We start from the raw sequence: 13,611 nt of genomic DNA on the forward strand, positions 1-13,611 counted from the left end.
CATCTTAGACACGAATAAACAGGGGTCATGTGGCCCCTGTTTTCTGTTTTGGGGAGAGGGCTGGCAAAGGCGAACCAAAAAGATAGAATGGCTGCGAACAGCTTTCGGCGCAGGCACCCGAAGCAGTTTTGAAGTGGAGACCGTAATGGACGACGAGGCGCGGACCTCGGGACGTAGCGAAGCCTGGCCGGACGGAGCGGGTCCGGAGGCAATGCCGCGTCTGTTCCACGGTCTTTCCGGACGGCTGCTCTGGCTGACCGTGATCTTCGTGATGCTGGCGGAAATCCTGATCTTCGTTCCCTCGATAGCGGGGATGCGGACGAACTGGTTGCGCGATCGCCTCGATACGGCCGCTGCGGCCGGCATCGTCATAGACGGACTTCAGCCGGCGGAGCTTCCCCGCGCCGTGCAGGACGATACGCTGCTCGCCACCGGCACCAAGGTCATCGCGCTCAGGAAGGACGGAACGTCGCGCCTGCTGGCCGCAACGGACCTTCCGCCGCAGGTCGATGCGCAATACGACCTCGCCCATACATCGCTGCTCTCTTCCATGCGCGAGGCGCTCGGCACGCTCTTCTTCGGTGGCGATCAGGTCATGCGTGTTTTCGGACCGATCGGCGACAGCGACATGCAGATCGAACTTGTCATGACGGACAACGCGCTCCGCAAGGAAATGCTGAAATACGCCAAGATGATGTTCCTTCTGTCGCTGCTGATTTCCCTGATCACAGCCATTCTGATTTTCGTGGCGATCAACCGCATGATGATCACGCCCATCCGGCGGCTGACGCTCAGCATGCAGAACTTTTCCGAGCAGCCGGACGACCCATCCCGGATTTTCAGCGCCGACCGCTCGCGGGGCGAACTGGCCGTGGCCGGACGGCACCTCACCGCCATGCAGCGGGAATTGCAGCGCACTCTCAGGCAGCAGAAGAATCTGGTGGATCTCGGCCTCGCCGTCTCCAAGATCAATCACGACATGCGCAATATCCTTGCTTCCGCGCAGCTCATGTCCGACCGTCTGACCGACGTCGATGACCCCATGGTGCGCAGCTTCGCGCCGAAGCTCCTGCGCACCATCGACCGGGCGGTGGGTTATACGACGGAAGTTCTGGCCTACGGGCAGGCTTCGGAGGCCGAACCAAGGCGCCGGCGCGTTCAGCTGTCCGAACTCTGCCAGGATGTACGCGAGATCCTGGCGATCGATCCCGAAGCGGGCATCGAGTTCCTGGAGCAGGTGCCTGCCGATATCGAGATTGATTGCGACAGTGAGCAGATTTTCCGCGTGATCCACAATCTGTGCCGGAACGCGCTGCAGGCTTTTGTGAACCTGGATGGTTCGGATGGTGCCATGACCCGGCGCATTACGCTGACCGCACACCGGGTGGGCAGCGTTGTCAGCATTACGGTCGACGATACCGGACCAGGCATGCCCCGCAAGGCGCGCGAGAACCTGTTTTCGGCGTTCCGCGGCTCGGCCCGGTCAGGCGGCACCGGGCTCGGGCTTGTGATCGCACGAGAACTGGTGCTTGCCCATGGGGGCACGATCGGCCTTGTCGAAAAGCCGGGGCCGGGCACGCAGTTTCGCATCGAGATCCCCGACCGGCCGGTTGCACTGGATGACTACCGCGCCAGAGCCTGACAATTGGTAATGAAATCAGTGCCTTGCAAATATCGTGACATGAAAATGACGTTGCTCGCGGTAAAACCTCTTGCAATCCTCTGCGGCAGCCTTTAGAGGATCGCCACGCAGCCGGTCACGCCGATTGCAGCCGCACCCGTAGCTCAGCTGGATAGAGCACCAGACTACGAATCTGGGGGTCGGGCGTTCGAATCGCTCCGGGTGCGCCATTTTCTCCCTCACAATATTCTTGTATTCCTGCCGCATATTTAGTGGTTGATCGCGCACCGTCTGCGTGCCACCTGCTGTTTGCGCGGTGGTAAGCCGGAAGATGGATGGGAGCCATGGCCCTGATGCGTTCTGCAGGATCGAAGACGGATAGCGGGTTGGCCCATTTCCTGGCCGGCGGCTTGGAGCCTACGGCGATCTTTTTCGGTGCCTATTTCATCCTGAGCATTTTCGTGCGCCTGATGCTGCCGCACGGGCTGACGCTGGACGAGGCGGAACAGGCCCTTTCTTCGCAGAATTGGCTGCTTGGCTATGGCCCGCAGCCGCCCTTCTACAATTGGGTCCAGACTGCAGTCGTCTCGCTCCTCGGCATGTCGCTTCTGTCGCTGGCACTGCCGAAATTTCTGATGCTCTTCCTATGCTACGTCTTCTATGGCCTTGCGGCCCGCGAGATATCAAACCGGCCGGTCTTCATCTCGCTCGCCATGCTGAGCCTGCTTGCGCTGCCGCAGCTTTCCTACATGCCGCAACAGGATTTGACGCACACTGTCGCGGTTCTGATGGCCGCTTCCCTTTTTCTCTATGGGCTCACCCGAACCCTGTCGCGGCCTGACTGGCAGGGTTACGCGATCCTGGGTTTGGCCATCGGCATCGGCACAATCTCGAAATACAATTTTGTACTTCTGCCGGTTGCGACGTTGCTCGCCGTCCTCTGCGACAGGAACTGGCGCACGCGCCTGCTCGACCTGCGTGTCTTGCTAATGATAGCGCTCGCGCTCGCGATCGTGTTGCCCCATGCGTTCTGGCTGAAGAACCATGTGGATCTGGCAACCGGTGGCACGATTGCCAAAATGGTCGAAGCCAATGCGCCACATGGTCTTGCGCGGATTGCGCGGGCACTCGGTTCGCTGGTTCTCGCCTGCATTGCCTTCGGCGCGCTGGCCGTTGTCGTGCTTGGGCTGGCCATGCGCCGGTCCGTTGCCGAAGCCTGGCAGGCAAGTGACCAATGGACACAGTTGCTTGCCAGGATCATGCTGTTTTCGCTGATCGGCGTCGTCATGGTGATACTGATTGCGGGCACGACCAAGATCACCGAGCGCTGGCTCGACCCCTATCTGCTCCCCCTGCCGCTTTACCTTCTCCTCAAGTTTCAGCGAGCCGGGGCCGATTTCAGCCGGGCGTTTGCACGTCTCGTGCCGCTGTTTCTCGTCATCATGGTCGTCGTGTTGCTGCCTTCGGCGGCGAAGACATTTGGGGCGGGCGTGACCGGCTCCTATGGGCGCATGAACATGCCCTTCGACGTGGCAGCGAAACGGCTGGGCGCGGAGCGGCAACCGGCTTTGATCATCGCTGAGGGCATGCACCTTGCCGGTAATATGCGTCTTCAGTTCCCTCATGTGCCTGTCATCGACGCCAGCGACCTTAGGGATGCCACCGTGGCTTCGGTCAAACCGCCAGGACCGGTTCTGGTTGTCTGGCTTCCTGTGGATGCCGGCTCGTCGGAAACGGTGCCCGATCTGGCTGCGATCGCGCAGGAACGAGGACTGTCTCCATCCGCTACCGGCATGCTGGAGCTTCCCTATCATTTCAGCCGTGGGAATAGACCCCTGTGGAAGCTCGCCTATGCCTGGCTGCAGTGAACCCGCTATGCAAAGGCGCTGCCGTTGATATATCTGACGGCAGTTGAACAGGCTGAATCGGGAGCTGACACATGGCTGACACGCAGAAGGTAGCGCTCATCACCGGCGGTGGGCGGGGAATGGGCGAAGCAATTGCCCGCGAACTGCATGAGCAGGGCTACCGCCTGGCGCTGATGTCGCCGTCGGAAAGCTGCGAAAAGCTCGCTGATGAGCTCGGTGGCGTTGCATCCCGCGGCGTAGCGGAGAAGGCCGAGGACATTCAGGCGATCGTCGATCTTGCGATGAAGAGCTACGGCCGCATCGACGCGGTCGTGAACCATACGGGACATCCGCCGAAGGGCGATCTTCTCGACATCACGGACGAATCCTGGACGCTCGGCTCGGACATGATGGTGCTGTCGCTGGTGCGCATGGCGCGTCTGGTGACGCCGATCATGCTGGCCCAGGGCGGGGGCGCCTTCGTCAACATCACCACGTTCGCCGCTTATGAACCGACACTGGTCTTCCCGGTATCCTGCACATACCGGGCGGCGGCTGGCGCATTCACTAAACTATATTCCGACCGCTACGCTGCCGACAATATTCGCATGAACTGCATCCTGCCCGGCTATATCGACAGCCTGAACCACAAGCCGGAGACGGCGGACAAGGTGCCGATGAAGCGCATCGGCCAGGTTCGGGAAATCGCCAAGACCGCGGCCTTCCTTCTATCCGACGGCGCCGGATACATCACCGGCCAGAACATCCGGGTCGATGGCGGCGTGACGCGTCACGTCTGAGCAGGAGAGAGACGATGAGGTGGAAGCGTACGATCCAGCTTCTGGATGTCCATGCTGAAGGCGAGATCGGCCGCGTTGCTATCGGTGGCGTTCCGAAAATCCCAGGCGATACGATCGCCGACCAGCTGGCCTGGCTGAACTCCGATCCGAAAGGCCAGGAGCTTCGCCGCTTCCTGTGTCTCGAGCCGCGCGGTGCTCCCATTGGCTCCGTCAATCTTCTGCTGCCGGCCAAGCATCCGGATGCGGATGCGGCCTTCATCATCCTGCAGCCGGATCAGGCGCATGCGAGCTCCGGTTCGAACTCCATCTGCGTCACCACGGCGCTGCTGGAAGCGGGCATTGTCGAGATGCAGGAGCCGGAGACGGTCGTGACGCTGGAAACGGCGGCAGGATTGGTCAAGGCGGTGGCAACCTGCCGCGACGGGCGCTGCGAAAAGGTCAAGCTCACCATGGTGCCGTCCTTCGTCCATGAACTGGACGTCGGCCTGCAAACGCCGGAATGGGGGGAGATCAAGGTCGATCTCTGCTATGGCGGGGTCTTCTATGCCTTGGTGGACGTCGCACAGATTGGGCTGACCATCGAAAAAGCCAATGCTGCGGGGCTGGTAAAGGCTGGCATGGTGCTGAAGGAACTGATCAACGCGCAGGTCTCCGTTGTCCATCCGGAAATTCCAGCGATCTCCGGCGTCGCCTATGTCATGTTCCGAGATACGGAAGCAGATGGCACGGTGCGCACCTGCACCACGATGTGGCCGGGCCGGGCCGACCGTTCACCTTGTGGCACGGGGAATTCCGCGAATCTGGCGGCTCTTCATGCACGTGGACAGGCCAAGGTCGGCGACATATTCCAGTCGCGCTCCATCATCGGCACGCAATTCGAAGTGGGTTTGCTAGCTGAAACCATCGTCGCAGGTCGCTCCGCGATCATCCCGACGATTACCGGCCGCGGTTTCACCTTCGGTCTGCATCAGGTCGCTCTCGATCCCTTCGATCCGCTGGCCGATGGCTTCGCGATGACAGACGTTTGGGGACCGTCCGCCGGAGAGATCTGAGGACGTTAGATCTCCTTGGCAGCGTCAGCCGGCGTTTCGACGTCGCCCTGCTTCAGCACCAGCGTGTTGACACCTTCGCTCGTTGCATCCTGGGAAGGTGCGGGGACGACGCCGGCCTGCTGGAACTGCAGGAACTTGTAGGCGCCGAACACGTCGCCCTTCTGTGCGGCTTCGCGATACATTTCGGCGGCCTTCTTAGCGTCGGCCGATATGCCTTCGCCCGATTCGTACATCAGGCCGAGATTGATCATGGCGTCCGTATTGCCGCGCTGTGCGGCAAGATCGTACCAGGCGATGGCTGTCTGGTCGTCCTGCGGAACCAGGTGGCCTTCGTCATATATGGCGCCGATGTTGAAAGCGGCGGTATCGTCACCTGCAGCCGCCGCTCTCTCGAACCAGTTCAGCGCCTTCTTGACGTCCGGCTGCGTACCGAGGCCGTCGCGATAGGCGACGCCGAGATTGTAGGCTGCGAGCCGGTTGCCGCTGGTGGCGGCTTCCGTATAGAGCTGGAACTCGGCCTGTTCGTCGCCGAGGCGCCCCATCAGCATGCCGAAATTGACTTTGGCGGCAGCATAACCGCCCTTGACGGCAGCGTCGTAGGCGCTCATCGCCTGGTCAGGCTGATTGGCATTGTTGAGGGCGCGGCCGAGCTGGTAGGCATAGCGGGGGTTTCCGGAGGTTTCGAAAGCGACGCGGCAGGCATCGACGGCCTGGTTGCCGATCTTGGCGATATCCACAGGAGAAAAAGCGTCATTGCGCTGTTCGTCGTAGGGGCTGCCTGCCAATTGGTCGCATTCGTTTTGCATTGCAGAGGCCAGAACGAGCTGTCCGCGTTCCGCCGCATCGGGGGAAACAGTCAAGGCGCAGAGCGCGACGGTTGCGCCTGTGAGTATTGCAAATCCCCTGTTGACTTTGGTTGCCCGGGATTTCATCTTCGGCTCCGATCCCATATCTTTCGATTTGTTTAACGAACGCCCAAGTTCCGTTCTGGTTCCTGGGCTTTCGGTGCTTTGGCGGCGAATCAGCTTCATCTTCTGCACATTTTCGTGAGAGGCATGGTGGGAGCTGAAGTCCTGCCAAGTATTGCCGACTCATCTCGCTCTCGCGTCAGGCGATTGTCTTGGTGGAACCAATGATGTTAAGGCAGGTCGATCAGACAAAACGGACCTGTCATGAAGACCATCACCATCCGCCGCCCGGACGACTGGCATCTGCACCTGCGCGACGGCGCCGTGATGGAGGGCGTTATCGGCGACACCAGTCTTCACTTTGCCCGTGCCATCATCATGCCCAACCTCGTGCCCCCGGTGGTGACCACGGCGGACGCGCAAGCCTATCGGCAACGCATCATGGCGGCGCTGCCCCAGGGTCATCGGTTCCAGCCGTTGATGACCCTTTATCTCACCGAGCATACCGATCCCGAGGATGTGGAGCAGGGAAAGCGCAGCGGGCTCATTACCGCGATGAAGCTTTATCCTGCCGGCGCTACCACGAATTCCCATGGCGGCGTGCGCGACCTGGACAAGGTCATGCCGGTTCTGGAGCGCATGGCTGCGATCGGCCTGCCGCTTTGCGTGCATGGCGAGGTAACGACGCCGGAGGTCGATATCTTCGACAGGGAAGCGGTGTTCATCGAAACTGTTCTCGATCCGCTGCGTCGGCGGCTGCCGGAGCTGAAGGTGACGATGGAGCATGTCACCACGAAGGACGGTGTCGATTACATCAAGTCCGCCGCCAGCAATCTTGCCGGCTCGATCACCACCCATCACCTGATCATCAACCGCAATGCCATCCTCGTCGGGGGCATCCGTCCTCACTACTATTGTTTGCCGGTCGCCAAGCGCGAACACCATCGGCTGGCGCTTCGGGCTGCCGCGACCTCCGGCGACGCGCGGTTCTTCCTCGGCACGGATTCGGCACCGCATGTGGATCCCTCAAAGGAATGCGGCTGCGGCTGCGCCGGCATCTACACCTCGCCGAATACGATGAGTTGCCTTGCCCATGTCTTTGAGCAGGATGGTGCTTTGGACAAGCTGGAAGCTTTCGTATCGCTCAATGGGCCGCAATGGTACGCGCTGCCGCTCAACGAGGAAACAATGACACTTGCCAAGCAAGACGAGGCCGTGCATTTTCCAGTAAAGCGGCATACCGGGGCAGGCGCCATAACCGTCTTTGATCCGATGTTTCCACTTCATTGGGCTGTAGTCGATCAGTAAATCCTAATTAAACTGAAAGGCGCAAGTTGATATTGCTTGATAACCTTTTGGAGAGGATCGATCACTAGCTTGCCGCGTAGCCGCTTCGATTGAGAAGAGAACGCTTGGCATGATGCTGGATTATCACTCTCTTCTGCTCGCGCTGGGGTTTTCGTCGGCGTGCCTGATGGTCACCTTGTTCGGCACCTGGTTTTCCCGCCGCACCGACTTCTTCCTGTTGACGCTGGTTATAGCCCTGCTTTTTACGGTCTCGGGCATCGGCGTCTACAGCACGTATACAGTAAACGCGACCTTGGTGAGCGCAGGTCTGGCTTACGGCCTGCTGATGACCGGGTTCTCGGTCATCTATGCGGCTTCCGTGCAGTTTCGAAAGGGCGGGCGTCCCTGGAATCGGTCGCTCTCCGTGGCAACAATCAGCATAGGCATGGGGCTTCCGTTGATTTCCGGAGGACTGGACGGGCTGGGCTTCATTGTCATGAACATCTTAACTGCAGGTCTATTGATGGGAACAGCCTACCAATACTGGCTGGCAAGGGCGGAAGCGCCGGTGCCTTTGGGCGGAATGGTGATCCTTTATACCGTAAGCGGCATTTCCTTCGTCCTGTGTGCGGCCGTTCTAATCCAGGAAGGAAACCTCACCCTCGGTCACGCGCCGGATAATTGGGCAGAGACCCTGAATCTCGGCGTGTGCATTGCCGGCATGACCGGCATCGGCGCTCTATCGCTTGCGCTGCATCAGTGGCGGCTTGCCGCCCATCACCGCAACGAAGCCATGACAGATTCCCTGACGGGCCTGCTGAATCGCCGTGCGCTTTTCGATGGCCATGGTCATCGCATGCTGGGCGTTTCGACCGCGGTCGTCGTCTTCGACATAGACCGGTTCAAGGTCATCAATGACGAGCACGGCCATGCTGCCGGCGACCTTGTGCTCAAGCTTTTCGCGTCCGACCTGTCGGCTGACCTGAAGGCACAGACCACTGCAGCGCGATTGGGGGGCGAGGAATTTGCGCTCATCCTCGACGAGGTCATGCCTGGGCGGGCGGAACGCATCGCCAATCAGGTGCGCAGACGCTTTGGCGCGCGTGACATCGAGATCGGTGGCCATGTACTTCGATGCACGGTCAGCGCCGGTGTCGCAGTTGGGCTGCCGGGCGGCCAGCCGTTCGAAGCCGTGCTCAATCTGGCGGACCAGGCACTTTACGAAGCCAAGCGCGGCGGTCGAAACCGCGTCGAGCTGGCCGCGCATCTGCGGTCGATCGGAACCAGCGAGAACCGCACCAGCGCTTGAAAATTCCGGTGCGGCGGCTTGCGCCTGCTGGCGTGATCGTCCCCATGCTGATATGGCGCCTGTATTTCAAGAAGGAGCGGGCGCATGATCCAGACCACATTTCCCGAACGCGGCGTAATGGCAGAGCTGATGGCAAAAATGCTCTGGGAAATCGGAGCGGTCCACTTCAGCGCCGACAAGCCCTACAAGCTCTCCTCCGGCATGATGAGCCCGGTTTATATCGACTGCCGCAAGCTCCTGTCCTATCCGCGTATCCGCTCCGCGATCATGGATTTTGCGGCAGCGACTATCCTGCGCAATGCCGGGTTCGAGACCTTCGATTGCATCGCGGGCGGCGAGACGGCCGGCATTCCTTTTGCGGCCATTCTGGCCGAACGCCTCAGCCTGCCGATGATCTATGTGCGCAAGGCACCCAAAGGCCACGGCCGAAACGCCCAGATCGAAGGGCATATGCCGGAAGGCGCCCGCGTGCTCGTCATCGAGGACCTGACGACGGCCGGAGGCAGCATGTTCAAGTTCATCGATGCGATCCGCGCCGCGGGCGGGATCGTCGATCACGGCATCGCTCTCTTCTACTACGACATCTTCGATGCCGGCGCGCTTCGCTTTGCCGAAGGCGAGGTCCAGCTTCACTACATCGCCACATGGCGCAATGTTCTGGCTGTTGCCCGCAACCAGAGGCTTTTCGACGACAAGACTCTCTCGGAGGTCGAGGCTTTCCTCGATGCACCTCTCGCCTGGTCCGGTCGCAATGGTGGCGTCACTGAGCTTTCGCTCTAGCCTTTGTACAAAAGCTCGCTTAATCCATTAACGGAAGAGGCGCGCTTTTCTGGGAGGAATTCATGATTCTGTGTTGCGGCGAAGCTTTGATCGACATGCTTCCGCGCGAAACGACGCTAGGCGAAAAAGGCTTTGCGCCTTATGCCGGCGGCGCCATCTTCAATACCGCCATTGCGCTCGGGCGGCTGGGTATCGAGACCGGTTTCTTCACCGGTCTTTCGGACGACATGATGGGCGATATTCTGCGCGATACGCTTCGCCAGAGCCATGTTGATTTCAGCTACTGCGCCACGCTGTCCCGCCCCACCACAATCGCTTTCGTGAAACTGGTCGATGGACATGCGACCTATGCTTTCTACGACGAAGGCACTGCCGGGCGGATGATTACGGATGCCGATCTTCCAAAACTTGGAGACGACTGCGAGGCCCTTCACTTCGGCGCCATCAGCCTCATCCCGGAGCCCTGCGGCTCGACCTATGAAACGCTGATGATGCGTGAGCACGACAAGCGTGTGATCTCGCTCGATCCGAACATCCGTCCTGGCTTCATCAAGGACAAGGCGTCACATCTGGCGCGCATTCGTCGCATGGCCGCCATGTCGGACATCGTCAAGTTTTCGGACGAGGACCTGGCCTGGTTCGGGCTGGACGGTGACGAGGATACCCTGGCGCGACACTGGCTGCATCACGGTGCCAAGCTTGTCGTGGTCACTCGCGGGGCGCAGGGTGCGGTCGGCTATACCAGTGCTCATAGGGTGGAAGTGGCGAGCGAGAAGGTGACGGTTGTCGATACCGTCGGCGCCGGCGATACCTTCGATGCGGGCGTGCTGGCTTCGCTCAAGATGCAGAACCTGCTGACCAAGGCGCAGATCGCAAACCTTACTGAAGACCAGATCGCCGCAGTCCTTCGGTTGGGATCAAAGGCCGCTGCCGTTACCGTATCGCGTGCCGGCGCCAATCCGCCCTTTGCTAAAGAAATCGGGCTCTAACGCATAAAATAAGAGCCTCCCGATGCTGGTCGGGAGGCTCTTGTCCGCACAGTTGAACCTTACTTCTTCAAGCCGGCCAGCGTCTTGACGAGCCCTTGCGTGGAGCTGTCGTGGCCCTCGGCGCTTTCCTTGCCTTCGACCACAGGCAGCAGGCCCGTTGCCAATTCCTTGCCGAGCTCGACGCCCCACTGGTCGAAGGAGTTGATGCGGAACAATACGCCCTCCACGAAGACGCGGTGCTCGTAGAGCGCGATCAGCCGGCCAAGCGCAAACGGCGTCAGCTTGTCGTAGACGAAGGTGATCGAAGGGCGATTGCCGGTGAACACGCGGTGCGGGGCGATGAAATCCGCCTTGCTGTCGTCCATGCCCTTGTCGGTCAGCTGCTTCTTGGCTTCTTCGAAGCTGCGACCCTTCATCAGAGCTTCCGACTGCGCCAGCACGTTGGAGATCAGCAGGTCGTGCTGGTGGCGCAGGTCCGGCTCGAAGCCATTGGCCGCAATCATGAACTCCGTCGGGACGATGCTCGTTCCCTGGTGGATCAACTGGTAGAAGGCATGTTGGCCATTGGTGCCCGGCTCGCCCCAAACCACTGGACCAGACTGGCCTTCCACAGGGGTGCCGTCGATGGTGACGCCCTTGCCGTTCGATTCCATGTCGAGCTGCTGCAGATAGGCCGGGAAACGCAACAGCCGCTGGTCATAGGGCAGGATGGCGCGCGTCGGATAGCCGAGCCCGTTGCGGTGGTAGTAGCCGATCAGGCCGAGCAGCATGGGCAGGTTCTGACGGAAGGGGGCGCTGCGGAAATGGTTGTCCATGGCATGCGCACCATCGAGGAATTTGCCGAAATTCTCCGGGCCTACTGCGATCATCAGCGGCAGTCCGATGGCCGACCAGATGGAGTAGCGGCCGCCGACCCAGTCCCAGAAGCCGAACACGCGGTCACTCTCGATGCCGAAGGCGGCGACCTTGTCCAGCGCGGTCGAAACCGCTGCAAAGTGGAATCCGACTGCGCCTTCCCCGAGCTTCTCGGCGATGAAGGCCCGCGCAGAGGCGGCATTGGTCATCGTTTCGACGGTAGTGAAGGTCTTCGAGGCGATGATGAAGAGCGTCGTTTCGGCATTCAGCAGCTTCAGCGTATCGGCGATATGGGCGCCGTCAACGTTGGAGACGAAATGTGCGCGCGGACCGTCATGAAACGGAGCGAGTGCCAGCGTCGCCATGACCGGCCCAAGATCGGAGCCGCCAATGCCGATATTGACCACATCGGTGATCGGCTTGCCCGTGGCGCCCTTGAGTTCGCCTGAGCGGATGCCGTCGGCGAAGGCGCCCATGGCTGTGAGCACGGCGTTGACGTCCGGCATGACATCCTTGCCATCGACCAGAACCGGCGTGTTGGAGCGGTTGCGCAGCGCGGTGTGGAGAACCGCGCGGCCTTCGGTGAAATTGATGGCGACGCCGGAGAACATCTCCTCGCGCTTGGCGGCAACGCCGCCCTGATCAGCCAGTTTTTCCAGCAGGTTGAGAATGTCGTCGTTCACCGCCGTCTTGGAATAATCCATCAGCAGGTCGTCGAAACGCGCGCTGAACTTGTCGAAACGCGCCGGATCTGCGGCGAAAGCGCTCCGGATATCGGTGGCATTGGTTTTTTCGGCGGTTGATTTCAGCTCTTGGACAATAGCCTGCATAGGGGGTTCCTCGCGCTCGGGCAGATGATGAGCGGGAACCTATTCGCTTTCTTGTTCAAATCAAGCGCGTCCTGATGAAGCTTTACTGACCCGCAGCCGTGGTCACCGTGTTTCCGACAGCCGTGCCCAGCCTTTGCACCTGCTCGCCGTAGCTTCGCCGAGTTGCGGGATCGAAGACCGAAATTGGCGTGCTGACGGCAACACTTGCCACGCCGCCGACGGTTTGCGCCGTTCCCAAGGCGACGGCGCCGAGGCGATCACCCAGCCCCACTTCGGAATCGGTTACAGTCTGGCCGGCGATGAGCCGGTTGCCGATCAGCTTCACGACCTCGGGGCTTTCCGCGAATTTCCCGTGGTTCAACTGGTCGCCCGTCTTCAGCGCCGTCAGGTCGAGCACGACGATCCCGGCCTTTTCGAACTCCGTGCGATAAGGCTCCATGGTTGGATCGACCTGGCCCAGCCGGTCGATGTTTCCCGAAATCCGCCGCGATAGGCTGAGCGCCCGGTCGTCGCGGGAAACGAACAGAGTGAAACGCGGATGCTGCGGCCCAAGCGCGCTGAACTGGTTGGCGAACACGTCCACGTCGAGGTCCGGCGAGGCGAGAATAACGTTCTGTATCTTCGGCGCCACGCGGCCGTCGCGGATCGCCATCTGCCGCAGGGCCTCCACCGTCAGCCATGATCCCATGGAATGCGCCATGATCGTGACTTCGCCGACCTTTGGGTCCTTTGCCAGACGGCGCAGCATGTCCTCCAGCGCATCGCGGGAGTAGTTGGTGCTCTCCCGGTCGTAGTTGTAGGCGAAGATGCTTCCGCGAGATGGCCAGGTGAACAGGACCGGCGCGACATCCGCCTTGGAGTCGTGGACGATTTGCGCAAAGCGATAGACGGCGTCCTCATAGCGGTTGTTGAAGCCGTGCACGAAAACCAGCACGCGGCGGCTTTTCGTCAGGTTTTGGCCGAGCCAGCCATGCGCCGACTGCGGCGTCAGTGGTGTGACGGAAATCGTGGCGAATTCCTTGGCCGGGTCTGCCGGAAGCCTTGACGGCCATTGCACCTGGCCGATCTTGCGCTTGGCATCCGGTGGAATCGAGATGGAAATCTCCGTGACCTGTGCACCCTTGCCACGCTCGCCGGAAAAGAGCACACCGGGTGTCTCGGCCGGCCGGCGTGTCGTCGCCACAAGGACATCGACCTTGGACGTATTGGCGGTCCTCACCTGCTGCGGAATGAGTACGCCCTCTGGACGCCCCGCGCAGGCGGAGAGCACGGCAAGGCAAAGAGCAAATATGCTCGCCCGCGTCGTGAAGCCCTGAACTCTCGCCACGTCGTT

The 13,611-nt window shown here is 60.7% G+C and carries 11 protein-coding genes and 1 tRNA gene; 9 read left to right on the top strand and 3 right to left on the bottom strand.

Going from position 1 to position 13,611, the window contains the following annotated elements; all coding sequences use genetic code 11:
* Positions 1–145 precede the first annotated feature (145 nt).
* The 5 genes from EPK99_RS14455 to EPK99_RS14475 all read left to right on the top strand — a co-directional run bounded on the left by EPK99_RS14455 (position 146) and on the right by EPK99_RS14475 (position 5,320).
* On the top strand, positions 146–1,642 hold the full coding sequence (locus EPK99_RS14455) for a sensor histidine kinase (protein ID WP_128443786.1): 1,497 nt from the start codon (positions 146–148) through the stop codon (positions 1,640–1,642).
* Between the two features lie 132 nt (positions 1,643–1,774).
* Positions 1,775–1,851: transfer RNA gene (locus EPK99_RS14460), tRNA-Arg, on the top strand.
* Between the two features lie 114 nt (positions 1,852–1,965).
* The gene (locus EPK99_RS14465; RefSeq protein WP_128443787.1) at positions 1,966–3,489 is read left to right on the top strand and encodes a glycosyltransferase family 39 protein; all 1,524 of its coding nucleotides are present in this window, start codon (positions 1,966–1,968) and stop codon (positions 3,487–3,489) included.
* A 71-nt stretch (positions 3,490–3,560) separates the two neighbouring features.
* Positions 3,561–4,268: an SDR family oxidoreductase gene (locus tag EPK99_RS14470; protein WP_128443788.1), complete on the top strand. Its 708-nt coding sequence runs from the start codon at positions 3,561–3,563 to the stop codon at positions 4,266–4,268.
* Positions 4,269–4,282: 14 nt separating this feature from the next.
* A complete protein-coding gene (locus EPK99_RS14475; protein ID WP_128443789.1) occupies positions 4,283–5,320 on the top strand; it encodes a proline racemase family protein in 1,038 nt (345 codons plus the stop codon).
* 5 nt (positions 5,321–5,325) lie between these two features.
* Here EPK99_RS14475 and EPK99_RS14480 read toward each other — a convergent pair whose 3' ends face one another.
* Positions 5,326–6,252 (bottom strand): tetratricopeptide repeat protein, encoded by a 927-nt coding sequence (locus EPK99_RS14480; protein WP_164901777.1) that lies wholly within the window; start codon positions 6,250–6,252, stop codon positions 5,326–5,328.
* Between the two features lie 240 nt (positions 6,253–6,492).
* Between EPK99_RS14480 and pyrC the strand changes: the two genes are divergently transcribed.
* The 4 genes from pyrC (at position 6,493) to EPK99_RS14500 (ending at position 10,593) form a co-directional block, all read left to right on the top strand.
* Positions 6,493–7,536: a dihydroorotase gene (pyrC, locus tag EPK99_RS14485; protein ID WP_128443791.1), complete on the top strand. Its 1,044-nt coding sequence runs from the start codon at positions 6,493–6,495 to the stop codon at positions 7,534–7,536.
* 109 nt (positions 7,537–7,645) lie between these two features.
* Positions 7,646–8,824: a GGDEF domain-containing protein gene (locus tag EPK99_RS14490; protein WP_128443792.1), complete on the top strand. Its 1,179-nt coding sequence runs from the start codon at positions 7,646–7,648 to the stop codon at positions 8,822–8,824.
* A gap of 84 nt (positions 8,825–8,908) precedes the next feature.
* Complete coding sequence (locus tag EPK99_RS14495; RefSeq protein ID WP_128443793.1) at positions 8,909–9,604, top strand: orotate phosphoribosyltransferase; 696 nt, start codon at positions 8,909–8,911, stop codon at positions 9,602–9,604.
* A gap of 62 nt (positions 9,605–9,666) precedes the next feature.
* Positions 9,667–10,593 carry a carbohydrate kinase family protein gene (locus tag EPK99_RS14500; protein ID WP_128443794.1) on the top strand — a complete coding sequence of 309 codons (927 nt, stop codon included), beginning with the start codon at positions 9,667–9,669 and terminating at the stop codon, positions 10,591–10,593.
* Positions 10,594–10,652: 59 nt separating this feature from the next.
* On the opposite strand, the gene pgi is transcribed toward EPK99_RS14500, so the two are convergent.
* Together pgi and EPK99_RS14510 are read right to left on the bottom strand one after the other, a co-directional pair.
* Positions 10,653–12,278, bottom strand: a complete 1,626-nt coding sequence (gene pgi, locus EPK99_RS14505) for a glucose-6-phosphate isomerase (RefSeq protein WP_128443795.1) — start codon at positions 12,276–12,278, stop codon at positions 10,653–10,655.
* A gap of 82 nt (positions 12,279–12,360) precedes the next feature.
* Positions 12,361–13,605: an alpha/beta hydrolase gene (locus EPK99_RS14510; protein ID WP_128443796.1), complete on the bottom strand. Its 1,245-nt coding sequence runs from the start codon at positions 13,603–13,605 to the stop codon at positions 12,361–12,363.
* Positions 13,606–13,611 lie beyond the last annotated feature (6 nt).

Origin of the sequence: Neorhizobium lilium, assembly GCF_004053875.1 — a bacterium.
GTDB classification, from domain to species: Bacteria; Pseudomonadota; Alphaproteobacteria; order Rhizobiales; family Rhizobiaceae; genus Neorhizobium; species Neorhizobium lilii.

Excerpts from the sequence above, each read along its gene's own strand:
- EPK99_RS14455 (WP_128443786.1), top strand. The coding sequence starts at position 146 with ATGGACGACGAGGCGCGGACCTCGGGACGTAGCGAAGCCTGGCCGGAC.
- EPK99_RS14465 (WP_128443787.1), top strand. The coding sequence starts at position 1,966 with ATGGCCCTGATGCGTTCTGCAGGATCGAAGACGGATAGCGGGTTGGCC.
- EPK99_RS14470 (WP_128443788.1), top strand. The coding sequence starts at position 3,561 with ATGGCTGACACGCAGAAGGTAGCGCTCATCACCGGCGGTGGGCGGGGA.
- EPK99_RS14475 (WP_128443789.1), top strand. The coding sequence starts at position 4,283 with ATGAGGTGGAAGCGTACGATCCAGCTTCTGGATGTCCATGCTGAAGGC.
- EPK99_RS14480 (WP_164901777.1), bottom strand. The coding sequence starts at position 6,252 with ATGAAATCCCGGGCAACCAAAGTCAACAGGGGATTTGCAATACTCACA.
- pyrC (WP_128443791.1), top strand. The coding sequence starts at position 6,493 with ATGAAGACCATCACCATCCGCCGCCCGGACGACTGGCATCTGCACCTG.
- EPK99_RS14490 (WP_128443792.1), top strand. The coding sequence starts at position 7,646 with ATGATGCTGGATTATCACTCTCTTCTGCTCGCGCTGGGGTTTTCGTCG.
- EPK99_RS14495 (WP_128443793.1), top strand. The coding sequence starts at position 8,909 with ATGATCCAGACCACATTTCCCGAACGCGGCGTAATGGCAGAGCTGATG.
- EPK99_RS14500 (WP_128443794.1), top strand. The coding sequence starts at position 9,667 with ATGATTCTGTGTTGCGGCGAAGCTTTGATCGACATGCTTCCGCGCGAA.
- pgi (WP_128443795.1), bottom strand. The coding sequence starts at position 12,278 with ATGCAGGCTATTGTCCAAGAGCTGAAATCAACCGCCGAAAAAACCAAT.